23 protein-coding genes are annotated in these 25722 nt (G+C 69.1%); 10 read left to right on the forward strand and 13 right to left on the reverse strand.

The window, feature by feature from the left end:
- Window positions 1-168: 168 nt before the first annotated feature.
- The 5 genes from aceE (at window position 169) to BM060_RS08470 (ending at window position 8217) form a co-directional block, all read left to right on the forward strand.
- Window positions 169-2817 carry a pyruvate dehydrogenase (acetyl-transferring), homodimeric type gene (aceE, locus tag BM060_RS08450; RefSeq protein WP_074979160.1) on the forward strand — a complete coding sequence of 883 codons (2649 nt, stop codon included), beginning with the start codon at window positions 169-171 and terminating at the stop codon, window positions 2815-2817.
- A gap of 11 nt (window positions 2818-2828) precedes the next feature.
- Window positions 2829-4439: a dihydrolipoyllysine-residue acetyltransferase gene (gene aceF / locus BM060_RS08455; protein ID WP_074979162.1), complete on the forward strand. Its 1611-nt coding sequence runs from the start codon at window positions 2829-2831 to the stop codon at window positions 4437-4439.
- 707 nt (window positions 4440-5146) lie between these two features.
- Window positions 5147-7144, forward strand: coding sequence for an FUSC family protein (locus BM060_RS08460; protein WP_083426740.1), 1998 nt, complete (start codon window positions 5147-5149; stop codon window positions 7142-7144).
- Window positions 7131-7343: a DUF1656 domain-containing protein gene (locus tag BM060_RS08465; protein WP_009622113.1), complete on the forward strand. Its 213-nt coding sequence runs from the start codon at window positions 7131-7133 to the stop codon at window positions 7341-7343. Before BM060_RS08460 ends, BM060_RS08465 begins: the two co-directional genes overlap by 14 nt.
- Window positions 7344-7356: 13 nt before the next feature.
- Window positions 7357-8217: an efflux RND transporter periplasmic adaptor subunit gene (locus BM060_RS08470; protein WP_074979165.1), complete on the forward strand. Its 861-nt coding sequence runs from the start codon at window positions 7357-7359 to the stop codon at window positions 8215-8217.
- Window positions 8218-8469: 252 nt separating this feature from the next.
- Here the strand turns inward: BM060_RS08470 and BM060_RS08475 are convergent, their stop codons facing one another.
- The 5 genes from BM060_RS08475 to BM060_RS08495 all read right to left on the reverse strand — a co-directional run bounded on the left by BM060_RS08475 (window position 8470) and on the right by BM060_RS08495 (window position 14032).
- Window positions 8470-9600, reverse strand: a complete 1131-nt coding sequence (locus BM060_RS08475; RefSeq protein WP_074979168.1) for an MFS transporter — start codon at window positions 9598-9600, stop codon at window positions 8470-8472.
- Window positions 9601-9675: 75 nt separating this feature from the next.
- Window positions 9676-11232: an amino acid ABC transporter permease/ATP-binding protein gene (locus BM060_RS08480; protein WP_074979171.1), complete on the reverse strand. Its 1557-nt coding sequence runs from the start codon at window positions 11230-11232 to the stop codon at window positions 9676-9678.
- 59 nt (window positions 11233-11291) lie between these two features.
- The gene (locus BM060_RS08485) at window positions 11292-12095 is read right to left on the reverse strand and encodes an ABC transporter substrate-binding protein (protein ID WP_083426741.1); all 804 of its coding nucleotides are present in this window, start codon (window positions 12093-12095) and stop codon (window positions 11292-11294) included.
- Window positions 12096-12130: 35 nt separating this feature from the next.
- Window positions 12131-13174 (reverse strand): isopenicillin N synthase family dioxygenase, encoded by a 1044-nt coding sequence (locus BM060_RS08490; protein WP_074979173.1) that lies wholly within the window; start codon window positions 13172-13174, stop codon window positions 12131-12133.
- A 15-nt stretch (window positions 13175-13189) separates the two neighbouring features.
- Window positions 13190-14032 (reverse strand): sugar phosphate isomerase/epimerase family protein, encoded by an 843-nt coding sequence (locus BM060_RS08495; RefSeq protein ID WP_074979176.1) that lies wholly within the window; start codon window positions 14030-14032, stop codon window positions 13190-13192.
- 803 nt (window positions 14033-14835) lie between these two features.
- Here BM060_RS08495 and BM060_RS33245 point away from each other — a divergent pair.
- The 4 genes from BM060_RS33245 to BM060_RS08515 are packed head-to-tail and all read left to right on the forward strand — an operon-like array spanning window position 14836 to window position 17461.
- The gene (locus BM060_RS33245) at window positions 14836-15096 is read left to right on the forward strand and encodes a PAAR domain-containing protein (RefSeq protein ID WP_074979178.1); all 261 of its coding nucleotides are present in this window, start codon (window positions 14836-14838) and stop codon (window positions 15094-15096) included.
- Between the two features lie 47 nt (window positions 15097-15143).
- Entirely contained in the window at window positions 15144-15662 is a 519-nt protein-coding gene (locus BM060_RS08505) for a PAAR domain-containing protein (RefSeq protein WP_074979180.1), read from the forward strand.
- Window positions 15659-16360, forward strand: a complete 702-nt coding sequence (locus BM060_RS08510; protein ID WP_074979181.1) for a VRR-NUC domain-containing protein — start codon at window positions 15659-15661, stop codon at window positions 16358-16360. Before BM060_RS08505 ends, BM060_RS08510 begins: the two co-directional genes overlap by 4 nt.
- A 15-nt stretch (window positions 16361-16375) precedes the next feature.
- Window positions 16376-17461, forward strand: coding sequence for a DUF3396 domain-containing protein (locus BM060_RS08515; RefSeq protein WP_074979183.1), 1086 nt, complete (start codon window positions 16376-16378; stop codon window positions 17459-17461).
- Window positions 17462-17548: 87 nt separating this feature from the next.
- Here the strand turns inward: BM060_RS08515 and BM060_RS08520 are convergent, their stop codons facing one another.
- The 6 genes from BM060_RS08520 to BM060_RS08545 all read right to left on the reverse strand — a co-directional run bounded on the left by BM060_RS08520 (window position 17549) and on the right by BM060_RS08545 (window position 22974).
- Window positions 17549-18466 carry a ketopantoate reductase family protein gene (locus BM060_RS08520; RefSeq protein WP_074979185.1) on the reverse strand — a complete coding sequence of 306 codons (918 nt, stop codon included), beginning with the start codon at window positions 18464-18466 and terminating at the stop codon, window positions 17549-17551.
- Window positions 18467-18547: 81 nt separating this feature from the next.
- On the reverse strand, window positions 18548-19309 hold the full coding sequence (locus BM060_RS08525; RefSeq protein WP_069865087.1) for an ABC transporter permease: 762 nt from the start codon (window positions 19307-19309) through the stop codon (window positions 18548-18550).
- Window positions 19306-20505: an ABC transporter substrate-binding protein gene (locus BM060_RS08530; RefSeq protein ID WP_074979187.1), complete on the reverse strand. Its 1200-nt coding sequence runs from the start codon at window positions 20503-20505 to the stop codon at window positions 19306-19308. The genes BM060_RS08525 and BM060_RS08530 overlap by 4 nt, the downstream gene beginning before the upstream one ends.
- Window positions 20471-21307 carry an ABC transporter ATP-binding protein gene (locus BM060_RS08535; protein WP_061561722.1) on the reverse strand — a complete coding sequence of 279 codons (837 nt, stop codon included), beginning with the start codon at window positions 21305-21307 and terminating at the stop codon, window positions 20471-20473. Before BM060_RS08535 ends, BM060_RS08530 begins: the two co-directional genes overlap by 35 nt.
- Window positions 21304-22365, reverse strand: coding sequence for an acyl-CoA dehydrogenase family protein (locus BM060_RS08540; protein WP_074979189.1), 1062 nt, complete (start codon window positions 22363-22365; stop codon window positions 21304-21306). The genes BM060_RS08535 and BM060_RS08540 overlap by 4 nt, the downstream gene beginning before the upstream one ends.
- Before the next feature lie 54 nt (window positions 22366-22419).
- A complete protein-coding gene (locus BM060_RS08545) occupies window positions 22420-22974 on the reverse strand; it encodes a carboxymuconolactone decarboxylase family protein (protein ID WP_074979191.1) in 555 nt (184 codons plus the stop codon).
- A gap of 105 nt (window positions 22975-23079) precedes the next feature.
- Here BM060_RS08545 and BM060_RS08550 point away from each other — a divergent pair, with 105 nt between their 5' ends.
- Window positions 23080-23997: an AraC family transcriptional regulator gene (locus tag BM060_RS08550; RefSeq protein ID WP_074979194.1), complete on the forward strand. Its 918-nt coding sequence runs from the start codon at window positions 23080-23082 to the stop codon at window positions 23995-23997.
- Here BM060_RS08550 and BM060_RS08555 read toward each other — a convergent pair.
- Together BM060_RS08555 and BM060_RS08560 are read right to left on the reverse strand one after the other, a co-directional pair.
- The gene (locus BM060_RS08555) at window positions 23979-25394 is read right to left on the reverse strand and encodes an isochorismate synthase (RefSeq protein WP_074979196.1); all 1416 of its coding nucleotides are present in this window, start codon (window positions 25392-25394) and stop codon (window positions 23979-23981) included. The genes BM060_RS08550 and BM060_RS08555 overlap by 19 nt on opposite strands.
- A complete protein-coding gene (locus BM060_RS08560) occupies window positions 25391-25711 on the reverse strand; it encodes an isochorismate lyase (RefSeq protein ID WP_074979199.1) in 321 nt (106 codons plus the stop codon). The genes BM060_RS08555 and BM060_RS08560 overlap by 4 nt, the downstream gene beginning before the upstream one ends.
- Window positions 25712-25722 lie beyond the last annotated feature (11 nt).

Consider the following 25722-nt stretch of genomic DNA (forward strand, 5'->3'; position numbering starts at 1 on the left):
GCTATAGCGACCACCCGGGTTTCTTTCGCAGCGACCAGCAGCCTCCCGCAAGCCGGGACGTCGGCACTGCCGGCGATTGGTCCAGCGGCTTTCCGGCCCCTTCGGCCGGGGGATTGCCCGGGGCGCTGAACAAGCGTGGACCTATCGCAACCGGCAAGGTATTCCGCAATGCACGATATCGATCCCGTTGAAACCCAGGAGTGGCTGGACGCTCTGGAGTCGGTGCTCGACCGCGAAGGCGAAGAGCGCGCCCACTACCTGATGACGCGCATGGGCGAGCTGGCCAGCCGCACCGGCACCCAGTTGCCCTACGCCATCACCACCCCGTACCGCAACACCATCCCGGTGACCCACGAAGCACGCATGCCCGGCGACCTGTTCATGGAACGGCGCATCCGCTCGCTGGTGCGCTGGAACGCCCTGGCCATGGTGATGCGCGCCAACCACAAGGACCCGTCCCTGGGTGGGCACATCTCCACCTTCGCCTCCTCGGCGACGCTCTACGACATCGGCTTCAACTACTTCTTCCGCGCCCCCACCGAGGAACACGGCGGCGACCTCATCTACTTCCAGGGCCACGCCTCCCCCGGCATCTACGCCCGCGCCTTCATCGAGGGGCGCCTGAGCGAGGAACAGCTGGAGAACTTCCGCCAGGAGGTGGACGGCCACGGCCTGTCGTCCTACCCGCACCCCTGGCTGATGCCGGACTTCTGGCAGTTCCCCACGGTGTCCATGGGCCTGGGGCCGATCCAGGCGATCTACCAGGCGCGCTTCATGAAGTACCTGGAAAGCCGCGGCTTCATCCCTGCGGGCCAGCAGCGCGTGTGGTGCTTCCTCGGCGACGGCGAGACCGACGAGCCCGAGTCCCTCGGCGCCATCTCCCTGGCCGGGCGCGAGAAGCTGGACAACCTGATCTTCGTGGTCAACTGCAACCTGCAGCGCCTCGACGGCCCGGTGCGCGGCAACGGCAAGATCATCCAGGAACTCGAAGGCGTGTTCCGCGGCGCCAGCTGGAACGTCATCAAGGTCATCTGGGGCCGCTTCTGGGACCCGCTGTTCGCCAAGGACACCGCCGGCCTGCTGCAGGCGCGCATGGACGAGGCGGTGGATGGCGACTACCAGAACTACAAGGCGAAAGACGGCGCCTACGTGCGCGAACACTTCTTCGGTGCGCGTCCGGAGTTGCTGGAGATGGTCAAGGACCTCTCCGACGAGGAAATCTGGAACCTCAACCGCGGCGGCCACGACCCCTACAAGGTCTACGCGGCCTACCACGCGGCGGTCAACCACAAGGGCCAGCCGAGCGTGATCCTGGCCAAGACCATCAAGGGCTACGGCACCGGCACCGGCGAGGCGAAGAACATCGCCCACAACATCCACGAGATAGACGTCGCCAGCCTGCGCGCCTTCCGCGACCGCTTCGACATCCCGGTCAAGGATGCCGACCTGGAGAAAGTGCCCTTCTATCGGCCCGAGCCCGGCAGCGCCGAAGCCAAGTACCTGGCCGAACGCCGCGCCACGCTCGGCGGCTCGGTGCCGCACCGTCCGGGCAACGCCTTCAGCGTGCCGGTGCCGCCGCTGGACACCCTCAAGGCCCTGCTCGACAGCACCGGCGACCGCGAAATCTCCACCACCATGGCCTTCGTGCGGATCATCTCGCAGCTGATCAAGGACAAGGAGATGGGCCCGCGCATCGTCCCCATCATCCCCGACGAGGCGCGCACCTTCGGCATGGAGGGCATGTTCCGCCAGCTCGGCATCTACTCCTCGGTGGGCCAGCTGTACGAGCCGGTCGACAAGGAACAGCTGATGTTCTACCGCGAGGACAAGAAGGGCCAGATACTCGAGGAAGGCATCACCGAGGCCGGCGCCATGTCCTCGTTCATCGCCGCCGGCAACGCCTACAGCAACTACCGCCAGCCGATGCTGCCGTTCTACATCTTCTATTCGATGTTCGGCTTCCAGCGCATCGGCGACCTGGCCTGGGCCGCCGGCGACGCCATGGTCCGCGGCTTCCTGCTCGGCGGCACGGCCGGGCGCACCACCCTGAACGGCGAAGGCCTGCAGCACGAGGACGGGCAGAGCCACGTGCTCGCCGGGGTGATCCCGAACATCCGTACCTACGACCCGACCTACGCCTACGAGCTGGCGGTGATCATCCACGACGGCGCGCGGCGCATGCTGCAGGAGCAGGAAAACATCTTCTACTACATCACCGTGATGAACGAGAACTACCCGCACCCGGCGATGCCCGCCGGCGCGGAGGAAGGCATCATCCGCGGCATGTACCTGCTGGAGGAGGACAGGAAGGACGCCGCCCACCATGTGCAACTGCTGGGCTCGGGCACCATCCTGCGCGAGGTGGAAGCCGCGGCGAAGATTTTGCGCGAGGACTTCGGCATCGGCGCCGACGTCTGGTCGGTGCCCAGCTTCAACGAGCTGCGCCGCGACGGCCTGGCCACCGAGCGCTGGAACCGCCTGCACCCGGAGCAGAAGCCCAGGTTGAGCTACGTCGAGCAATGCCTGGAAGGCCGCAAGGGCCCGGTCATCGCCTCCACCGACTACATGAAGCTGTACGCCGAGCAGATCCGCCAGTGGGTGCCGGGCAAGGAGTACAAGGTGCTGGGCACCGACGGCTTCGGCCGCAGCGACAGCCGCCGCAAGCTGCGCGACTTCTTCGAGGTGGACCGCCGCTGGATCGTCCTGGCCGCGCTGGAGTCCCTGGCCGACCGCGGTGACATCGAGCCCAAGGTGGTCGCCGAGACCATCGTCAAGCTCGGCCTCGACCCGAACAAGCGCAACCCCCTGGACTGCTGAGGAGAAGCATCGTGAGTGAGCTGATCCGCGTACCCGACATCGGCAACGGCCAGGGTGAAGTCATCGAGTTGCTGGTCAAGGTCGGCGACAAGATCGAGGCCGAGCAGAGCCTGCTGACCCTGGAGTCCGACAAGGCCAGCATGGAAATCCCCGCGCCCAAGGCCGGGGTGGTGAAAAGCATCAAGGTCAAGGTGGGCGACACCCTGAAGGAAGGCGACGAAATCCTCGAACTGGAGGCCGAGGGCGGCGCCGCCGAAACCCAGGCCGAGGCCCCCGCCCCGGCCGCCGAGGAACCCAAGGCAGCGCCGGCCGCAGCGCCCGAGCCGGCGCCCCGGGCAAGCGGCGGTGGCGGCGTGCAGACGGTGCGCGTGCCGGACATCGGCAATGGCCAGGGCGAGATCATCGAGCTGATGGTCAAGGTCGGCGAGCGCATCGAGGCCGACCAGGGCCTGCTGACCCTGGAATCCGACAAGGCCAGCATGGAAATCCCCTCGCCCGCCGCTGGCGTGGTCAAGGCCCTCAAGGTGAAGCTCGGCGACACCTTGAAGGAGGGCGATGAAATCCTCGAGCTGGAGGCTGAGGGCGATGCGGCTCCGGCGCCAGCACCCTCGACACCGGCAGCGACGGAAGCACCTGCGGCGGAAGCCAAGCCCGCCGCCGCGCCGGCGAAGGCCGAGGCGCCGCCTCCGGTGGGCGCGCCCAGCCGCGACGGCACCAAGGTCCATGCCGGCCCGGCCGTGCGCATGCTGGCCCGCGAGTTCGGCGTCGAGCTGGCCGAAGTGCAGGCCACCGGCCCGAAAGGCCGCATCCTCAAGGAAGACGTGCAGCTCTTCGTCAAGCAGCAGCTGCAACGGCCGAAAGGCGCGGTGGCAGGCGCCGGCGGCGCGGGCATCCCGCCGATCCCGGAAGTCGACTTCAGCAAGTTCGGCGAAGTGGAAGACGTGGCCATGACCCGCCTGATGCAGGTCGGCGCCGCCAACCTGCACCGCAGTTGGCTGAACGTGCCCCACGTGACCCAGTTCGAGTCGGCCGACATCACCGAGGTGGAAGCCTTCCGCGCGGCGCAGAAGGCAGCGGCGGAAAAGGCCGGCACCAAGCTGACCATCCTGCCGATCCTGCTCAAGGCCTGCGCGCACCTGCTCAGGGAACTGCCGGACTTCAACAGCTCCCTGGCCCCCAGCGGCAAGGCGCTGATCCGCAAGAAGTACGTGCACCTCGGCTTCGCCGTGGACACCCCGGACGGCCTGCTGGTGCCGGTGATCCGCGACGTCGACCAGAAGAGTCTGCTGCAGCTGGCCGCCGAGGCGGCGGAGCTGGCGGAAAAGGCGCGCACCAAGAAGCTCTCGGCCGACGCCATGCAGGGCGCCTGCTTCACCATCTCCAGCCTCGGCCACATCGGCGGCACCGGCTTCACGCCGATCGTCAATGCGCCGGAAGTGGCGATCCTGGGCGTGAGCAAGGCGACCCTGCAGCCGGTGTGGGACGGCAAGGCCTTCCAGCCTCGCCTGATGCTGCCGCTGTCGCTGTCCTACGACCACCGCGTGATCAACGGCGCGGCGGCGGCGCGCTTCACCAAGCGCCTGGGCGAGCTGCTGGGGGACATCCGAACGTTGTTGCTGTGATCCGCGCCGCCGGCTATCAACGCTTTTCGTAGGAGCGAGCTTGCTCGCGAACAAACGCGGTGCCATGCGGTTCGCGAGCAAGCTCGCTCCTACGAGGAGCCCCCCCGGTGCGGCCTGCGAATCGCGCGCAGGGCGCGCTCCTACATGGGAATGGTGCCCAGTGGGGTACACAGGGGTCCCAGGCAACTCCGACCTCGCCACCCACTCCAAACGGCCCCCTCTCCCTCCGGGAGAGGGCTGGGGTGAGGGCAACGGACTCCGCCGACACTCCACTGCCAAACCTCTACTCCGCTCCCCCACCCTAACCCTCCCCCGCAAGCGGGAGAGGGAACCGTTCAGCGTGAAGCGCAATCACCAAACTCCCTGAACCCACGTGCAAAGCACTGGGTTATTTCCCTTCGGGCCAGCGCAAGCGCTGTTGGTGATGGAGCCGCGTCCCGCGTTCGCGGGAATGGCGGGGGTAGTGAGGAGTAGCAGGACAACTCCGAACTCACCCCCCGCTCCAAACGGCCCCCTCTCCCTCCGGGAGAGGGCTGGGGTGAGGGCGACGGGCTCCATCAACACACCACTGCCGAACCCCTTTCCCTGCCCCCCATGCACCGAGCGAACCGTCCCCATCGACTATGCTTCCCGATAACGGGGCCGCGCCGCCCTTGATGCGCGCCACCTGAGCGGGCCGCAAGCCTCAGCCGGAGCCTGTCGACGCCGTGTTAGCCAGCCCTGCCCTGACCGCCTTCATCGCCCCCAGCGGCCCTGCCCTGCGCTTCGCCGGCAAGACCCTGCTGGCCGGCGGCATCGCCCTCTGGCTGTCCTTCCGCCTGGACCTGGAACAGCCGCAATGGGCGCTGATGACGGTGTTCATCGTGTCCCAGCCGCTGTCCGGGATGGTCGTCGCCAAGGGCCTGTTCCGCCTGCTCGGCACCCTGGTGGGGACCAGCATGGCGGTGCTCATCATGGCCCTGTTCGCCCAGACGCCCTGGCTGTTCCTGCTGGTGGTCGCGCTGTGGATGGGCCTGTGCACCGCCGCCTCGACCCTGCTGCGCAACCACGTCTCCTATGCCTTCGTGCTGTCCGGCTACACGGTGGCGATCATCGCCCTGCCGGCGATCAACGTGCCGCTGCAGGTGTTCGACCAAGCCGTGGCGCGCTGCACGGAAATCTGCCTGGGCATCGTCTGCGCCTCGGTGGTCAGCGCCACCCTGTGGCCGCAGCGGGTCGAGGAAAACCTCGCGCGGGTCGCCCGCGAAACCCTCGACGCGGCGCTACAGGCGGCGGCCAACGCGCTGCGCGGCCAGGCCCGCGAGCCGGAAGGCATCCTCCAGTTGCTCGGCCGGATCGTCGCCGCCGACGCCCAGCGCGACCACGCCTGGTTCGAAGGCCACCAGGGCCAGCGCCGCGCGTTGGCCTTGCGCACCCTGTCGCGCGACGTGCTGAGCCTGCTGCGCACCGCCCGCGGGGCGTCGCGCCAGCGACAGGTGCTATCGCCCGAAGCGCAAGCGCAGCTGCAACCCTGGCTCGATGAACTGCTGGCGCTGCTGCCGCGCCACACCCCCGAACAGTTGCAGGCGCTGCGCTACCGCCTGCTGCAGGCCAGCGCCGACGAGGCCCTGGACAACGACCTGCGCTACTGCCTGGCACGCTGCGCGGTGCTGCTGATCAAGGTCGAAGCCGCCGAAACGGCCGCCGCCGGGGTGGCCAGCGGCGAGTTCAGCGGTGATGCCAGCAGCGGCCTGTCCTGGCACCGCGACTGGCTGATGGCGCTGTTCTACGGCCTGCGCAGCGCCCTGGCGCTGCTGGGCATCGCCGCCTTCTGGCTGGCCAGCGCCTGGCCGGCGGCGGTGGGCGGCATGCTCATGGCCGGCATCCTCTGCAGCCTGTTCGCCAACCGCGACAACGCCGTGGAGCTGAGCATGAGCTTCCTGCGCGGCATCCTCTACGCCCTGCTGGCGGCCATAGTGGTGGACCAGTGGCTGCTACCACAGTGGAACGGCTTCCCCCTGCTGTGCATGGCCCTGGGCGTGCCGCTGTTCTTCGCCGCCCTGGGCATGGCCGGGCCGCCGGCGCTGATCGGCACCGCCACCACCTTCGCCATCCAGTTCATCACCTTCATCGCGCCGCGCAACGACATGCACTACGACTTCGCCAGCCTGCTCAATTCGGCTCAGGCCACGGTCATCGGCGTGGGCTTCGCCGCCATGGTGTTCCGCCTGCTGGCGCTGCCGCCGGACTGGGTGATCCGCCGCCTGGGCCAGGCCATGGCGCTGGACCTGGGGCGCCTCACCCGCTACCCGCTGGACCAGGCGGAAAGCTGGTTCGGCGGGCGCATGGCCGACCGCCTGATCCGCCTGGCGCGGCACTACGCGCTGCTGCCCCAGGCCATGCAGCGGCGCTGGCTCGACGGCCTGCTGGCGCTGGACATGGGCAGCGAGCTGCTGCACCTGCGCCACTGCCTGGCCGGCGCCCGCGGCGTGCTGCGCAAGCGCCGGCAGGTCTTCCTCGGCAGCCTGGGCGACCTGTTCCAGGCCGGCCCGGCCCCGGGGCGCGAGGCGCGCCTGGACGCACTCTGCGACGACCTGGACGCCGCCCTGCGCAGCGACCCTGGCCACCAGGCCGAGAACAACCGCCTGGCCCGCGCCGCGCTGCGCCAGTTGAGCAACACCTGGCGCGTCTGGTGCCACCTGGAGGACGAGCATGGCCCTGGTTGAACAGCCCCTGGGCGGCGTCTACGTTAGCCCGATGTTCCTCTACGCGCTGCTCGCCCTGGCCCTGACCATCGCGCTGCGCAAGCTGCTGCAGGCCACGCCGGCGGGGCGCTGGATCTGGCACGAGGCGCTGTTCGACTGCGCCCTGTTCACCCTGCTGCTGGCCGCCGTCACCTGGTGCGCCGGCGTCGTCAACGGATAACGAGGAGCATTGCGTGCGAGGCTTCCTGCGAGTGCTGACCACCCTGCTGGTGGTCGCCGCCGCCGTGCTGGCGGGGCTCTGGCTGTGGCGCTACTACATGCTCTCGCCCTGGACGCGGGACGCCCGGGTGCGCGCCGACGTGGTGGTGATCGCCCCGGACGTGTCCGGCTGGGTCACCGAGCTGCCCATCGTCGACAACCAGAAGGTCAAGGCCGGCGACCTGTTGATGCGCATCGACCGCGACCGCTACCAGGCCAATCTAGACCAGGCCCGCGCCCTGGCCGAGACGCGCAAGCAGGAATACCTGCTGCGGCAGAGCGAGGCCAACCGCCGCAAGCGCCTGACCAGCGCGGCGATCAGCGCCGAGGACCGCGAGACCGCGCAGCTCAACGCCAACATCGCCAACAGCCAGTACCAGGAAGCCCTGGCCGCGGCGCACCTGGCCGAGATCAACCTGCAGCGCAGCGAGGTGCGCGCCCCGCGCGACGGCCAGGTGACCAACCTGCGCCTGGCCCAGGGCAACTACGCGCAGACCGGCCAGGCGGCCATGGCCCTGGTGGACCAGGGCTCGTTCTACGTCACCGCCTACTTCGAGGAGACCAAGCTGCCCGGCATCCACGTCGGCCAGCGCGCGCGGGTAACGCTGATGAGCGGCGAACGTGTGCTCAAGGGCCGGGTGCAGAGCATCAGCAGCGGCATCACCGACCGCAACGCCCTGCCCGACACCCAACTGCTGGCCAACGTCGAGCCGACCTTCAACTGGGTGCGCCTGGCCCAGCGCATCCCGGTGCGCATCGAGCTGCTGGAGGTGCCGAAGGACATCCACCTCAGCGCCGGCATGACCGCCACGGTCAATATCGAGGCCAGCCGTTGAAAAGGCCCAAGAGCATCGCGGGCGGAGTCCGCTCCTACGATTCCAGGGAAGCACGATCGTAGGAGCGGACTCTGTCCGCGATAGCCGGAGGTCCCGGTGCGATTCGCGGATGAGATCCGCTCCTACGCCGCCCCACCCGCACCATTCCCTGTAGGAGCGGGCCCTGCCCGCGAATCGCGCGCAGGGCGCGCTCCTACAGTTGTCGTGAGGCATGCGCAGAAGCGGACTCCGTCCGCGATCGAACCCACACGATCAACGCCGCCAGGCACACCCCAGTGCGCTGAGCGCCAGCACCGCCGCGGCGCCGGCGTAGGCCCAGAAGGCCGGCACCACGGGCAGCAGCACGCCGGCCAGCATCGGCCCCAGGCCCGCGCCTATGTCGCGCCAGATGGCGTTGCCGGCCAGGGCCTGGATGCGGTTCTGCGGGTTGCGCTGGGCCACCAGGGTCATCACCAGCGGCAACTGCAGGGCGCGCAGCAGCAGGACCAGGAAGGCGCCGGCGAACAGCCAGTGGCTGCCGAAGATCAACAGCGCCGCCGAGGTCGCCAGGGACAGCGTCACCAGCATGCGCAGCGCGCCGAAGTGGTCGGCCAGGCGGCCGCCGAAGGGGCTGAAGAGCATCTCGCTGAGGTAGCGCACCGCCATCAGGATACCCGCCACCAGCACGCCGGTGCCGCCCAGGTGGCTTTCCGCGTACAGCGACAGGCCGAAGATGAACAGGCCGTCGAGGGTCACGCCCTCGATGAAGGACCAGGTGGCGATGCTGTCCGGCAGGCGCAGGCGGCGCCCGCTCGGGGTATGCAGGTCGTGCCCCTGGGCCGGTAGCGAGCGCGCCCGCCACAGGCCCAGCAATGCGCTGGCGAAGAGCACGAAGAACACGCTGCGCGGCCCCCAGGCCTGGGCCATCACCGCCGCCAGCGGCAACGCCAGCATCGGCCCGATGGAGATGGTCGCCCGCGAACGCCCGGCGCGGCGCGCGGCGCCCTGGGCCTCGGCGGTGGCCAGGGTCTGGGTGCTGAGGTTGAAGCTGGCGTAGCTCAGGCCCCACATCAGGCGCAGCACCAGCAACGCGGCGACGCCGGAGAGCGTCGCATAGCCCAGCGCGCACAGCGCCGAGGCCAGCGCCGCCAGGCTGCAGGTGGCGCGGTCGCCGTGGCGGGCGTAGAAGCGCACCACCCAGCCGTAGCCGACGATGCGCACCAGGCGGTTGGCCGCCAGCAGGATGCCCGCCTGGGCCAGGCTGACGCCGAAGTCGGCGGCGTACATCGGCAGCAGCAGGTAGAGCACCACGTCGCCGGGCAGGCACAGGCCGAGGACCTGGGCGGCGCGGCGGGAATCGTTATCGGCGCGGCGCAGGCGCGGCTGCGCGGGGTCTGACGACATGGTCCCTCCCGGACGACAAGGCGAGCGCGCACCTTACCCGATGCGCGCCCGCCTGCCGAGGGGGAAGTGCCCGGCTCAGCCGGCGGCGGTCGCCTGGGCCTGGCCCTGGGCCGGGCTCGACGAGCGCTCCAGGCCGATGAAGCGCATCACCCGCTCGCCGCATTCGCCGTTGCGGATGGCCGCGGGCTCCGCGTCCACCTGCACCTGGCCGTGCTCCATGAACACCACGCGGTCGGAGATCGACAGGGCGAAGTCCATCTCGTGGGTGACGATGACCATGGTCATGCCTTCCTTCGCCAAGTCGCGGATGACGTTGAGCACGTCGCCCACCAGCTCCGGGTCGAGCGCCGAGGTGGGTTCGTCGAACAGCATGATGTCCGGCTCCATGGCCAGCGCGCGGGCGATGGCCACGCGCTGCTGCTGGCCGCCGGAGAGCTGGTGCGGGTACTTGTGCGCGTGGGCCAGCAGGCCGACCTTGTCGAGCAGCGCCAGGGCCCGCTGCTCGCAGACCTCGCGGCCGTCCAGGCCGTGGAAGCGCGGCGCCAGGGTGACGTTGTCGAGGATGGTGCGGTGCGGGAACAGGTTGAAGCCCTGGAACACCATGCCGATGTGCCGCACGCCGCGGCGCAGGCGCGCCGGGTCCGGCTGGCCGGCCTTGATGTAGGACTCGCCGAACAGCACGACCTCGCCGCCGTCGATCCCTTCCAGGCCGTTGACCGTGCGGATCAGCGAGGTCTTGCCGGAGCCCGAGGGGCCGATGATCGACACCACCTCGCCGCTGGCCACCTGGAGGAACACGCCCTTGAGCACCGGGTGGGCACCGTAGCTCTTGCGGATGTCGCGCAGGTGCAGCGCCGGCGGCATGCCCGGCGCGGGTGCCTCGCGGCGCGCGGCGTCCGGCTGCGCCAGGCTGGCGCGCAGTCGCCCGACGGCGGCCTCGCCCAGGGTTTCCGGCTTGCGCGCGTTGAGGTCCAGGCGGTGCTCCAGGTACTGCAGCAGCCAGCCGAACAGGGTGACGATCAGCACGTAGTAGATGGCCACCGCCGAGAGGGTTTCCATCACCAGGAAGTTCTGCGCGTAGAGCTTCTGCCCGACCATCAGCAGCTCGGTGAGGGAGATCACCGAGACCAGCGAGGTCAGCTTGACCACCGTGACGTATTCGTTGATCAGCGTCGGCAGGGCGATGCGGAAGGCCTGGGGAATCACGATCAGGCGCTGGATGCCGAGGGCGCCGACGGCCAGCGCGCGACCGGCCTCTTTCTGCCCCTTGCTCACCGAAAGCAGGCCGCCGCGGTGGATCTCGGCCATGTACGCGGCCTCGGTCAGTACCAGGGCCAGCAGCCCGGAAATGAACGGGTTGGACAGCAGCGCCCCAGTGCTGGGGAACAGTTGCGGCAGGTTGTAGACGAACACCACCAGCACCAGCAGCGGCACGCTGCGGAAGAACCAGATGTACAGCCCCGCCGGCACCCGCAGCCAGCGCGATTCGGCGAGCTTGGCGCTGGCCAGGAGAAAGCCCAGGAGCATGCCGATCAGCCAGGCCAGGGCGCTCAGCTCGACCACCGTGACGCAGGCCTTCCAGAAATCCGGGAGGGAGAACAGGGAAAAGAAATAGGACCAGTCGAACTGCATGGGCACCTCGGCGGACGGGCCCGGCGCCGGGCCCGTCTCTCATCTTGCGTTGAAACGGATTACTCGGCCGCGGCTTCTTCCAGGGCGTACTTCTGCAGGATGGCGGCGAACTCGCCGCTGTCCCTGGTCTTCTGGAAGGCGACCTTGAGCGCGTCGTACAGCGCCTGGTTGCCCTTCTTCACGTACATGCCCAGGGTCTGCTTGTAGATCAGCTCCTTGGAAGTGACCACCACGCGGCCCTTGGAGCGCTCGGCGATCATGTGCGCGGCGCCGGAAATCTCCACCTGGGCCTGCACGTGCCGGGACAGCAGGGCCTGGGTCACTTCCGGGGCGGACGGGTATTCGCTCACCGTGATGGCGCCCTTGCCGTTGGGTTCGCAGTAGCTCTTCGACAGCTCGGCGAACTTGGCCACCCAGGTAGTGCCCTGCTCCAGGCCGACCTTCAGGCCGCAGAGGTCCTCGGGCTTCTCCGGCTTCAGCTCGCTGCCGGCCGGCACCATGATCGCCGCGCCGGTCTGCGCGTAGGGGATGGCCATGGCCTGGGCGGTGCGCTCGGGGGTGATGTACATGCCGGAGATCACCGCGTCGAAGTGCCCGGCGTTGAGCCCGAGGATCAGCCCGGAGAACTTGGTGTTCAGGTAGCTGGGCTCCAGGTCCATGTGCCGGGCCAGGGCCGCGGCCAGCTCGGGGTCGGAACCCACCACCTTGTCGCCGTCGTAGGACTCGAACGGCGGGTAGGTGATTTCCATGCCGATCTTCAGTTGGCCGGGCGTGGCGGTGACGGCGGCGCAGGCACCGTGCACGGTGCCCAGCAGGGCCGCGCCGAGCGCGCCGGCGGCCAGGAGGGTGCGGGTGGTTTTCATCGTGATTGCTCCAGGGTCGAGTGGGAATGCGCAGTTCAGGAAGGCTGCGTCTGCTTTTTCAGGTGGCCGAAGCTGGACGGCTTGCGCGCCCGCTCCGGCAGTTTCAGCTCGCCGTCGGCCACCTTGCGGCGCAGGTAGCTGTAGGTCTGCAATGCCTGGCTCCACATGTGCTCGCCGATGGCGATGGTTTCGTAGCCCTGGCCGCCGTCGTCGAACTGCGGTAGCGGGCGGATCTGCGTGTGGTAGTCGCAGGCGTAGAACAGCGGGAAGGAGTAGCGCTCCTCGCGCACCGTGCGCACGCGATGGGCGGTGGCGACGAAGGCGCCGTTGCTCATCACCTCCAGCATGTCGCCGATGTTCACCACGAAAGCGCCCGGCACCGGCGGCGCGTCGATCCACTGGCCGTCCTCGTTCATCACTTCCAGGCCCGGCTCGGTGGCGTGGAGGATGGTGAAGCACTCGTAGTCGGTGTGCGCGCCTATGCCCGGGGCGTCCTGGGCCTGCCCGTCGAACGGGTAGTGGATCAGCCGCAGCTTGGACGGCGGGCGGCTCACCAGCGGGTCGAAGTAGCCCTCCTCCAGGCCCAGGGCCAGGGCGAAGCCGTCGAACAGCTTGCGGCCGAGGGCGAACACCGCCTGGTAGTAGGCGCTGACCCGCGCCTGGAAGCCGGGCACCTCGGGCCAGCGGTTGGGCCCCAGTAGCGGCGTGCCGGCCAGCACCAGCGGGTCGTCGGCAGGCACTTCGAAACCGACGTCGAAGGCTTCCTTGTGGTCCGGCTTGCCCTTGGAATAGACCTCCTCGCCTTCCGGGACGAAGCCCTTGTGGCTTTCCGAGGCGCCGATGTAGTGGCGCATCTTGGCTTCCAGCGGCTGGGCGAAGTAGTCCCGCGCGGCGGCCTGCAGGCCCTCGATGAGCTCCGGGTCCAGGCCGTGGTTGCGGATGTACAGGAAGCCCACCTCGCGGGCCGCCTTGCCCAGTTCGGCGGCCACCGCCCGGCGGTCCTCCAGCCTGGCGCTGAACAGCCCGGCGATGTCGACGACGGGGATGGATTGGAAGGCCTTGCTTGCATGCTCCTGCATGGGTCGTGCTCCGGCTCAGGATTCGAGGAAGGTCTGGAAATGGCGGCGTTCTTCCGTGGCCATCCAGCGGTTGAGGTCCCACAGGTCGGCGATCGGCGCCCCGGTGAAGGGAAGCCGATGCAAATAGCCGTCCGGGCCGAACTCCGGGGTCAGGGTGGTCACCTGCAGGCCGCGCGCCTGCTGGGCGCGCCACACGGCTTCCCAGTGGCGCTGGTGGAACGCCAGCGCGGCGGCGTATTCCGGCGCGCCCGGGTGCGGCACCTGCGGGCCCTGGTCGTAGCCGACGCGTGCCTGGATGTGGTGCACGCGCTCGACGAAGGGGCCGAGGTCATCGGCCGCGTCGTCCAGCAGGCGCTCGCAGACCACCACCCAGTGGCTGATGTCGCTGGTGAAGCGCAGCCCGGGCACCTGGCGGATCAGCTCCAGGGTCACCCAGGGGCTGTACAGCGAGCGGGCCCGGTGGATTTCGAAGCAGCAGGTCAGCGCCTGGCCGGCGGCCAGTTCCAGGGCGCGGCCGAAGAAGTCCACCTGCGCCGCCAGCGGCCAGCGGTCGTTGCCGCCGAGCACGTTGACGAAGCGCGGCGCCAGCTCCGCGGCCAGGCCCAGCTTGCGCTGCAGGTCGTCGAGGTGGACCTGCGGCGTGGCCGCCTGGTCGGGCAGCACGTCGTGGGCGGTGAACAGGGTGCAGATGTAGGGCACGCCCTCCTCCGCCAGCAGCCGCGCGTAGTCGGCGCGCACGGCGGGGTCGAGCGGCAGGCGCGCCTCCAGGCCGTCGAAACCGGCCTCGCGCAGTTCGGCGATGGCCTGCGGCCAACCATGGGCGTAGCCCCACAGGGTGCGGAAGATATCGAGTCGCATGGACGAACTCCGGGCAGGATGAGCCGCGCCGTCGGGCACGGCGAAAGGCGAGCCGCGTCTTAGCGCGACAGGACGGAATTCAGGGGTATGGAGACGGTTGCCGGTCCAGGGAGTGGCGGCGAAGCGGGGAAGCGGGAAAAGCGCGCAAGCATGGACACGGTGGTATTCCTCTGACAGACCGGCAGCATTGACGGGCTGGTGCCCGCCGATTGTTGTTGTGCGCCTGGCCTGGGGCCGGGCGTGCTTGGGCAGTAAGGAACAGCGCGGCGCGCGGATGTTGTGGGGGCTCCGCTGCGCCGGCGCCAGGGCTGGCCTGGCGTCGGTGCAGTTGTCGCAGGTAGGGGGCGGGGGAAAAATAGCGGCGGGCAAATAATCAGTTCAGAGATTCGTGAACTATCGGAGGGGCGGGTTCGCGAACAGGCTGCTCCTGTAAGAACGGCTAACCCCTTTTCTGGTGCGGGAAGGTTGCCAGGACGCTCAAAAGTGCGATCCGCTCACGCTGGCGAGGCATGAATAAAGGGTTACAAATTTCTCTTGCATCCTATCCATGCGAGCTAGAGGGGAAGCGCGCAAGAAGTTGCGCACTTTAGCTTTGTTACTTTCGCACTCCCTATATTTGCGCACGAAAGTGCGCTCGCCCCACAGGAAGGATGTGTCGTGAATTACACCGTAGAGGAAGCACAACGCCTGGTTTCCGAGTCCATGGCGAAGCTCGCCGCACGGCCCGTGAAGGCCACCTATGACCTTGCCACGCTGGGAGCCCGTACCCGTTTGGGCGGTGAGTCGCTACGGCCAGCACCAGCGTGAAAATCCATGGCTACCCGATTGCCTGCGTGGGCGACCTGGTGCGCTATCCGGACAACAGCGAAAGCAGGATCGTCTCCGGTGCCGGTGCGGCGCTCTCTCACAACGGCCAACCGATGGCCATCGTGGGTAGCGCCACCGACAACGGCGACACCATCGTCAGCAGCTTGCAAAGCTCCGGGCAGATTCGCGAATACGCCGACGATAACGGCATCCCCGGCCTGCTTCAGCCGGACTACCAGGCTGTAAAGCCCGACTAGCCGACAGCGTTTCGCCCTCCATCTCTGGCTATCGCAAGGAATCGCACATGAGTGGGAAACCCGCAGCCCGCGTCACCGATCCAACGGCCTGTCCACTACCAGGCCACGGCACCAACCCCATCGTCAGCGGCTCGCCTGACGTTATCTTCGACGGCCTGTCCGCGGCGCGACAAGGCGATGTCACCGCCTGCGGCAGCCCGATCGTCTCCGGCGTTTCATCGAGCGTGTTCATCAATGGCCAGCCCGCCGCCACACTGGGCAGCCTGGGTGCGCACGGCAACGTCATCATCGGAGGCTCGGGCACCGTCATCATCGGCGATACGTTCACCCCCGCGCCGGTTACTCCCGTGGCGCCGTTCCCTGGCAGCACCGCGCCGTACTCCGGGCGCTTTCAGCTGATCGACCAGGAAACGGGCAAGCCCGTCGCCGGCCGCAGGGTCAAGCTCTGGTCCAGCACCGGCTGGTCCGCCATCGACACCACGGATGCCGAAGGCATGACGTCATGGGTCAGGCACGAGACGGCGGAAAACATCTACATCGACCTGCTGCCAGGGGGGGAAGCATGAGCGATCAGCCCAGCCTCGCCCAGGGCGGCATGAGCCCGGAAGGCCAGAACAATCCGCTGAACATCCTGGAACCCAAACTCGCCCCGCAGGACAAGAAGGTATTGTGCTCGGCGATCTGCTATTGCAGCAGCACGCCCAACGTCAGCCAGGATGGCAAGAACCTCAAGCAGGCCTGCGTGGCCCAGCGCCTGGGCGAGTTGGACGAAATCCTGCAAGGCCGTAGCCCGTACAAGCCCGAGGTCAGTTACGACATGACCAAGAACCCGCCGCAGCCGATTCTCGACAGTCAGACGGGCACCGGCGCACACGGCTGGATACCGGGCTGGATCAGCAAGTACTGGAATGAAGACCCGGAGCATCCGCCATTCAAGCCGGGCAAAGGCATGATTCGCCGGCCCGATGTGGTGATCGTCAATGATCCGAAAAAGCCACCAACCCAGGACAATATCAAGCAGGTGGTGGAGATGAAGTTTCCGCCTGATCTGCATAACAAGGAGCAGGCGCAGGACTATGGAAAGATTGCAGGTGACGAGAACAAGGTTATTGAGATGCAATCTACCGATTGCGACTGCAGCCAGGAAAATCAGCAGTCCAAAGTGCCAGTGAAGCAGTTGGGATGGGCCGCGGCTATCGCCAGCGGTGTGATGTTTATCCTGACCCGTGGCCGCTCCCCTCGACCAATGATCCCAGCCCACTGATTCGGAGAAAATCTCATGGAACCGGAATTCAATCTGGCCGAGGAGTTGGCCAAGAACTCTCACCTGTTGGAAATTCCCGGCAATCTGCTGATGAAAGGCGGCCCCGAGGACTATATCGGCGCCGTGCTCTGCCTGCGCGGCACTCTCTATTTCAAGGAGGCCCATACCCCTCTGGTACGCGAAGCGCTGTGCCAGTGCTTCGACGAGTTCAAGCGACTGGCTGAGCCCCACCTGACCTGGCTCTGGCGCGAGGAACCCCCGCAGGGAAAACCACTGACCGCTTACGCTGACACCAAGTCGCTGCGCGAGATGATGGGGGTAATGGATGAAGACGACCATCTCAGCTTCTGCTACACCAGCGGCAAGCAATCTCGAGATGCCAGCGCCTGGCTCTTCGATGTTTTTGGCATGCGAGGCTGGAAGGCGAAGATGGGAGACGATCTAAGCGTCCTGGAGTTCTCCGTGCCGCTGCTGTACCAAGAGCAGAATCCGCTGAATTTCCTGCGCCTGTTCCTCGACTTCGCACGCCGACTAGCTCCGGAGCAAGGCTATGCCGGACATGCCTACAATCTGTCACCGACCAGCCGGGACCGCAACGAACCCACCGAAGCCTTTATGGCTGCGCGCATGCCAGGGCTTGATGCCGGTACAGCCGGTTTGCTGGCTAACCGCCCGAAATTCAAACATACCAAGATCAAAACCGTCAGTTGGCTGACCTTGCTCGATCAGCAACGCCTGGACCTGGCCGGCGGCCTGGAGGCTTTGCGTTCGCAATTACCACCCAGTCATTTCGCTTTCTACGACTACGATGGCGGCGTAGTGATCCAGGCCGGTGCCTATCCGTCAGGGGGCGACGGTGACGACCCGAAGCCGGCCGCCTACGTGCTGCTCAACCATATGCTCAAGGGTATCCGCTACGATACCGTCGGTTCGCTGCACGGCGGTTCGCACGACGGCGAACTACGCCTGGTCGGCTGGTCCGCCGATCAGTGGCTCAAGCGCCTGGATGTCGAGGACAGCGAGATACCCGCCTGGCGCGCCAAGTTGCTGGCCAACGAACCTACTCTGAGCGCAGCCAACACCCTGGAAGAACGCTTATAGCCCGGGATGCGGCCTGAAGTCCGGGGAGGACGCACTTAGCTTCCCGGCCAATCCAAGTGCAGGAAATCGCCACCCTGACTACGCCAATCACCCCATCCCCTGCTCGTACACCGCCAGGTGCACGAAGGCCGCCTGCAGCAGGGGCAGGTCCAGGCCAGCTGCCTGGCCGCGGCCCAGCAGGTCGCCGATGATCTGCTCGGCCTCCACCGGGCGGCCGCCGACCAGGTCGCGGTACATCGACGAGGTCTGCGGCGAGCCGTGCAGGGTCAGTTGCCGGCGCGCTTCGGCGAGGAAGGCTTCGCGCGGTTCCAGGCCCACCGCGCGGACCACCGCCACCACCTCGTCCAGCAGGCGGTTGACGAAGGCCTCGCCCTGGGGCGCGGCGACCACCGAGCCGACGTTGCCGCGCATCAGGCAGGTGATGCCGCCCAGGGCGGCCAGCAGCACCCACTTCTCCCACATCTCGCGGTGGATATCGGGGCTCAGGCGGGCGTCGAAGCCGGCGTCCTGCAGCAGTGCGTCCAGGCGCAGGATGCGCTCGCTGCGGGCGCCGTCCATTTCGCCGTAGGAGAGTTCGTTGAGGGTGCCGTACTGGACGATGCGGCCGCGCTCGTCCAGGGTGCTGGCGATCTTGCACACGCCGCCCAGCAGCGGCCCGCGGCCGAAGTGATCGACGATGGCGTCGACCTGGTGCATGCCGTTGAGCACCGGCAGGATCATCGTGCCCGGCCCCACCGCCGGGGCGATGTCGCGCAGCGCCGCCTCCAGGGCGTAGGCCTTCACCGTCAGCAGGATGAGGTCGTAGGGCCCGTCCAGGTGCTCGGCGCCGACCAGTTGCGGCGTCAGCACGAAATCGCCGTGGGGGCTGAGCACCTGCAGGCCTTCCTGCTGCAACTGGTGCGCCCGCCCGGCGCGCACCAGGAAGGTCACGTCGCGCCCGGCCCGGGCCAGGCTCGCGCCGAAGAACCCACCCGTGGAACCCGCCCCGACCACCAGAATGCGCATGGCCCACCCTCCTCGGCTGCCCGGCACGATGGCGCCGGCTCATTGCCTGTATATAGACGCAGTGCCGGGAAAATGCATGGCCTAGCCCGCCCGCCGGCGGTACAGGCTGCGCGCCAGGGCGTCGAGGGCGAAGCCCAGGGCGCCGATCAGCAGGACCATGGCCATCAGTTCCGAGTAGGCCAGGCGGTCGCGGGTGTCGAGGATGTAGTAGCCCAGCCCGGCGCTGACGCCGAGCATCTCGCAGGGCACCAGGACGATCCAGAGGATACCGATGGCCAGGCGCACGCCGGTCAGCACGTGGCCGAGCACGCCGGGCAGGATCACCTTGCGCAGCGTCTCCCAGGGCGTGGCGCTGAGGCTGCGGGAGAGCTGCAGCCAGCGCGGGTCGAGCTGGCGCACGCCGGCGGCGGTGTTGAGCAGGATCGGCCAGACTGCGGCGAAGGCCAGCAGGAAGTAGATCGGCTGGTCGCCCACGCCCATCAGCATCACCGCGATGGGCATCCACGACAGCGGCGAGATCATCCGCAGGAACTGGAAGGCCGGCGTGGTGGCCGCCTCCAAATTGCGCGAGGCGCCCACCAGCAGGCCCAGGGGCACGCCCACCGCCAGCGCCAGGAGCAGGCCGAGCAGCACGCGCCTGAGGCTCACCAGCACGTGCTGGTACAGCTCCGCGCGGCCCAGCAGCTCGCCCAGGCTGGCCAGGGTGGCCTGGGGCGAGAACAGCTGCCCCAGGCCGTCGCCGCCGAACAGGCGCACGCCGCTCCACCACAGGCCGAGCAGCGCCAGCAGCCCAGCCAGGCCCAGCAGCCAGTGGCGACGGCCGGAGAGTGCCGGCGCCGTCACGTGGTGATCTCCTCGCTGCGCGCGAAGCCCTCGGGCAGGCCGAAGGCGCCGAGGCCGCCGACCTGGGCCAGGGCGTTGCGCACGAAGCGGTCGTCCACCAGGTCCTGCGCGGTGTGCGCCGGGTCCAGCGCGGCGAGGAAGCCCTTGTCGCCCTGGATCAGGGTGTCCTTCAGGCGCCTGACCAGTTCCTCGGTGTAGCTGGGGAACGGGTACGGCTGGAAGTCGATGCGCTCCTCGTGCCAGTCGGCATGGCGGATGGCGCCGTCGGCCAGGTACTTCTCGCGCTCGCCGGGCGCCGGTGCCAGCACCCTGCCGAGCACTTCCGGCGCGTGCGGGGTGTAGCGGTTGGCGCCGTCCTTGGACAGCAGCTTCGCCGCCTCGGCGCGGTTGTCGCGGGTCCACAGCTGGGCCTTGACGATGGCGTTGACCACCTTCTGCGACCACTCCGGGCGGCCGTTCAGGTCGTGCTCGTGCATGAACACCACGCAGCAGGCGTGGTTGCGCCAGACGTCGCCGGTGAAGCGCTGGATGCGCCCGACCTTGAGGTTCTCCGCCAGGGCGTTGAACGGCTCGGCGACTATGTAGCCGGCGATGCGCCCGCTGGCCAGGGCCGGCGGCATGTCCGAGGGCGGCAGCACCACCAGGTTGACCTCGTTGGCAGCCAGTGCCGCGTCGGCCGGCTTGCTCACCGCCGCCAGGCCGTTGTCGCGCAGCAACTGCTGCAGCACCACGTTGTGGATCGAGTACCAGAACGGGATGGCCAGGGTGCGCCCGCCCAGCTGCTTCACCTCGGTCACGTCCGGCGCCACGGTCAGGCCGGAGCCGCCGACGTGGTTCCAGGCCACCACCTTGGCCGGCACCTTGCTGCCGTAGCGGGCCCAGACGGTCATTGGCGACAGCAGGTGGATGACGTTGACCTGGCCGGAAATGAAGGCCTCGATCACCTGCGCCCAACTGCGCAGCAGCACCGGGCGCTCGGCCTTGATGCCCTCGGCCTCGAACAGGCCGTTGGCGTGGGCCACCAGCAGCGGCGTGGCGTCGGTGATCGGCAGGTAGCCGATGCGCACCGGGGCGTCCGGTTCGGCGGCGGCGCGGGCGCGCAGGCTGGTCAGCAGCGGCAGCGCGCCGGCCGCGGAGAGCAGCGCGCCGAGTTTGAGAATGTCACGTCGAGAATGAGTGGGATCGTCCAGGCACATGGGCAGCCTCCGGCGCAGGGTGGGAATTCGCGTGGGATCGGCTCGCCCGCCGTAGGGTTTTGAGGATCTCGACCCGCAGCGCGCCCAGTTCCTCGACCAGTTCCGCACGGGGTTGCGGCAGGTCGATGCGCCATTCGCCCAACGTCCGCGCCGGGGTGTCGCCCAGTAGCAGGATGCGTTCGGAGAGCAGCAGGGCCTCGTCGATGTCGTGGGTGATGAGCACGGCGGCGGTGCGCCGTTCGTGGATCACCTGCAGCAGCAGTTGCTGCATGTCGGCGCGGGTCACTTCGTCCAGCGCGCCGAAGGGTTCGTCCAGCAGCAGCACCTGCGGCTGGCGCGCCAGGCAGCGGGCCAGCGCGGCGCGCTGGGCCATGCCGCCGGAAAGCTGCGCCGGCAGGTAGCCGCGCGCCTGTTGCAGGCCGACCGCGGCGATCGCCTGGTCGACGCGCTGGTGCAGCGTGGCCTTGTCCAGCTTCGGCTGGCGGGCGAAGTCCAGGCCGAAGGCGACGTTCTTCTCCAGGCTCAGCCAGGGCAGCAGGCTCGGGTCCTGGAAGGCCACGGCGACGCGCGGGTGCGGGCCGTCGATGGCCTCGCCGAGCAGGCGCACGCTGCCCGCCGCCGGCTTCTGCAACCCGGCCAGCACGCGCAGCAGGCTGGACTTGCCGACGCCGCTGGGGCCGAGGATGGACACCACCTCCCCCGGCGCCAGGCTCAGTTCGAAGCCTTCCAGCACGCTGCGCCAGCCCTTGCCCTCGGGGTAGCCCAGGGCGACGCCGGCGGCCTGCAGCAGCACCTCGCTCATGCCCGCGCCTCCTGGCGCTGCAGCTCGGCGCGCAGTTGCACCAGGCTGGGCGTGACGATGGGCACGAAGGCCGACTCGCGCCAGCGCCGGGCGAAGGCCGCGCCGTGCCGGCTGAGGTAGGCCTTGCCGCCGCTGGCCTGCAGCTCCAGCTGCACCGCCGCGGCGGCGCCTTCGGCCAGGCCGATGCGGATGCGGAACAGCCGCGCCGGTTCGGCGCTGAACTCGCCGCTGGAAAGCCCCGCGCGCAGGCGCGCGACCAGGCCGTCCAGTTCGCCGCGCAGGCGTTCCTCTTCCTCGCGCAGCACCGAGCGGCTGCCGCCCAGGTGCTCGCGCACCGCTTCCAGGGCCCGGCGCGCGAGGCCGATGGTCATGGCGCACTGCAGGCCGAGGAAGGCCGGGCGCACCTGCGGCAGGTAGCGCCGGGCGTCGTCGTGCAGCAACCACTCGCGGGGCAGCGCCACGCCGTCGAAGTCCAGGGCGGCGGTGTTGCTCGACTGCAGGCCGAGCAGTTGCAGGTCGTCGGAGCGTTCCAGGCCGGCGCTGGCCGAAGGAATGGCCGCCACCAGCGGCGCCGCGCCCTCGCGCTCGATGGCCGCGGCCACCACGAAGTGGCCCTTGCGCAGGTTGGTCACCCAGGGCAGGCGGCCGTCCAGGGTCCAGCCGTCGCCGGCCGGGGTGGCCCGCACCTGCAGGCTCTCGATGCCGGAGAGGAACTTCATGGCGTTGGACAGCCCGGTGGCGCCGGCCAGGCGGCCGTCCAGCAGCTCGCCGAGCAGGCGCTCGCCCAGCGCCTGGTTGGGGCTCTGCAGCAGGTATTCGATGAAGGCGCGCTGGCCCCAGAAGACGAAGGCGGCGGTCAGCGAATGGCCGGCCACCGCGGCGATGGCCTCCACCGCATCGAGCAGGCTGCCGCCGGCGCCGCCGCGCGCCTCGGGCACGCCGATGCCGAACAGCCCGGCGCTGGCCAGTTGCGGCAGCACCGACTGCGGGTCGGCATGGCCGAGGTCGAGAGCCTCGGCCTGGGCGTCGAGCCAGTGGCTCAGGGTCGGATCGAGCATGGTCGCTCTCCTTTTGGCGGGCAGCCGCGGGGCAGCCACCCGGTCATGCGCAACTCAGGCCTTTTCCCAGCGGTACTTGCCCAGCTCGGGGTTGAGCGGCGTTTGCGCCAGCACGTTGGCGAAGTTGCAGAGGGTCGCCAGGCTGATGCCCAGCAGCACTTCCAGGGCATTGCCGTCGCTGAAGCCGGCGGCGCGGAAGGCCGCGAGCCCCGCGTCGCTGACCGCGCCGCGGCTGGCGATGGCCTCGCGGGCGAAGGCGGCCAGGGCTTCCAGGCGCGGCTCCGGCAGTTCGCGTTGTTCGCGCAGGGCGGCTATCACTTCCTCAGGGAGCTTGGCCTTGTTGGCCGCCACCGCGGTGTGCCCGGCCACGCAGAAGTCGCAGCCGTGGGTGGTGGCGGCGATCAGCTGGACCACCTCGCGCTCGGCCAGGCCCAGCTCGGCCTTGCCGTTGAGGCCGGAGACGGTGACGTAGGTCTCCAGCGCGGCCGGGGCGTTGGCCAGCACGCCGAGCAGGTTGGGAATGAAGCCGGAGTTCTTCAGCGCGTTCTGCAGGAACGGCTTTGCCGCTTCCGGGGCGCTGTCGAGGGTCTGGATGGGCAGGCGGGACATGGGTTCGACTCCGTGTGCGGTAGGTGTCGAAAAAGTCTGTTGGTAATAAGAAAACCGTTCAATATTCTAAAGTCGCTATCACTTGCTCCTGAGTCTTTTCATTAGATGATTTCGTCGAGCCCCCTTGTCGATTGGTTATTAGACAGCCTGGAGCTGGACGCCAGCCTGTTCCACGTGGGCCGCTACTGCGGCGGCTGGCACGCCTCCACCCAGGGCCTGGCCCGGGCCAGCTTCCACCTGGTGGTGCAGGGCCATTGCTGGCTGCACCTAGAGGGCGAGGCGCCGGTGCGCCTGGAGGGCGGCGACGCCGTGTTCCTGCTGCGCGACCAGCCCTACCGGCTGTCCGACGCTGCCAGCGCCGAGGCCGCCGCCTGCCAGCCGCGCCAGGCCATGAGCGCCCTGGAGCTGCAGGCCGAGGACGGCGTCGGTCTGGTCTGCGGCTTCTTCCACTTCCACTCCGGGCTCTCGGCGCTGATCATCGAGGCGCTGCCCGCCTATCTGGTGCTGCGCGCCGAGGAACCCTCGCAACGCGCCGCGCGCAGCCTGTTCGAACTGATCCTGGAGGAATGCGCGCGCCAGCCGGCGCCCTCGCAGCAGTTGCTGGAACGCCTGAGCCACCTGCTGTTCCTCTACGTGCTGCGCCAGCAGGTGCTGGACAACCCCGGCCTCGGCGGTCTGGTGGCCCTGGCCCGGCAGCCGCAGTTCGCCGGTCTGCTGGAACGCATGATCGAGCAGCCGCAGCTGCCCTGGACGCTGGAGGACATGGCGGCCTGCGCCGGGCTGTCGCGCTCGGCCTTCTTCAAGCGCTTCAACGAAACCTGCGGGCAGTCCCCCGGCCAGGTGCTGCTGGCCTTGCGCATGGGCCAGGCCTGCCGCCTGCTCAAGGCCGACCAGAGCGTGGCCGAGGTGGCCGCGGCGGTCGGCTACCAGTCGGTGGCGGCCTTCACCCGCGCCTTCCACAAGAGCACCGGGCAGCAGCCGGGGGCGTACCGGCGCGGCCGCGATCAGGACAGCCGGCGCTGAGGCACCTGCGCCAGCGGCGCCAGGGCATCCTGCATAGTGCGCAACTTCAGGCAGGTTTCCCGGTACTCGGCCTGCGGCTCGGAGGCCGCGACTATTCCGCAGCCGGCGAACAGGTGCGCCGTGTCGCCGCGCACCAGGGCCGAGCGCAGCGCCACGCAGAATTCGGCGTCACCCGCGGCATCCAGCCAGCCCACCGGCGCGGCGTACCAGCCGCGCTCCATGCCCTCGTGGCGGCGGATGTGTTCCAGCGCCGCCTCCCGCGGCAGGCCGCCCACCGCCGGCGTGGGGTGCAGGGCGGCGACCAGGTCGAGGACGTCCACGCCTGGGCGCAGCCGCCCACGCACCGGCGTCAGCAGGTGCTGCACCCGCGCCAGGCGGTGCAGGCGCGGCTGCGCCTCGATGTGCAGGCGCTCGCAATAGGGCGACAGCGCCTCGCGCAGGCATTCGACCACCAGCGCATGTTCGTGGCGGTCCTTGGCGCTGTTGAGCAACGCGGCGCCCAGGCGGGTGTCCTCCTGGGGCGTGGCGCCACGCGCCAGGGTGCCGGCCAGGGCCACGGTGTCCAGCTCGCCCGCGGCGACTCGCAGCAGGCGCTCCGGGGTCGCCCCGAGGAAACAGCTGCCGCCACGGTCGAAGGCGAACAGGCAGGCCGAAGGGCCGGCCTGGGCCAGGCGCTCCAGGACCTGCCCGCAGGGGAAGCCGCCCGCCGCGTGCAGACGCACTTCGCGGGCCAGCACCACCTTGCGCAGCTCGCCCTGGACGATGCGCGCCACCGCCGCCGCCACCCGCGCCTGCCAGTCCCCGGCGTCCAGCGCCTCGCTCGACTCAGCCTCCTCCAACGCTGCCGGGCAGCGCGGGCGGTGGAGGTAGCGCGCCAGCAAGGTGCTCCAGTCGGCGCGCAGCTCACGGACGGCGGCGTCGACGTCGGCGCCCGGCTCCAGCCAGCGGCTGAACGCCAGGAAAGAGCGTCCGGCCCGGCGCAGGTAGAGGATGCGCGGCAGCACCAGCGAGGTGCTGGCGAAGGCGCGCCAGTGCGGCGCAGCCGGCGCCCGGGCGTCGAAGGCGAAGCCGCCGCACAGGCGCGGCGGGCAGGCGCCGCGCCAGCTCGCGCGCGCCAGCAGCTCGCGCCAGGCCTCGGCGCTGGCGGCGAAGCGCCCGGCCGGCGGCGGGCTGATCTCCTGGGTGCAACCGAAGCCGGCCATCGCCTCGGCGCCCTCCCCGACCCGCCACAGCAGGCTCTGGCCGAACACCTGGCGGTTGGCGGCGAACAGCCGGACGGGGTCGAGTTCCGCGCAGGCCGTGCTGCTCACCGCCAGCACCGGGCGGCCCTGTTCGCGGGCCTGGCTCGCGGCCGCGCTGAAGCTCGCCCGCAGTTCGTCGAAGGGCTCCGTGCTCATGCCTGCCCGCCCTCCTGCTGCCCGTGCCGATGGCGCCAGTGGCGCACCTGCTGGTCGATGTTCCACTGGATGATCTGCGCATACAGCGGGCCGATGAACGCCGGGTCCAGCCCGGCGGCGCTGGCCCAGGCGCGGCGCTCGGGCAGCATCGCGGCGACCCGCTGCGGCGCGGCGATGCTCGCCTCGTCCGGCTTGAAGCGGGCCGCCGCCTTGACGTAGGCCAGGCGCCGCCCGAGGGCGGCGATGATCTCGCGGTCGAGGTTGTCGATGCCCAGGCGCACATCGTCGAGGCTGCCGCATTGTTCCGGGGTTTTCATTGCGTTCGCTC

It is taken from the genome of Pseudomonas citronellolis, assembly GCF_900112375.1.
Classification (GTDB): Bacteria; Pseudomonadota; Gammaproteobacteria; order Pseudomonadales; family Pseudomonadaceae; genus Pseudomonas; species Pseudomonas citronellolis.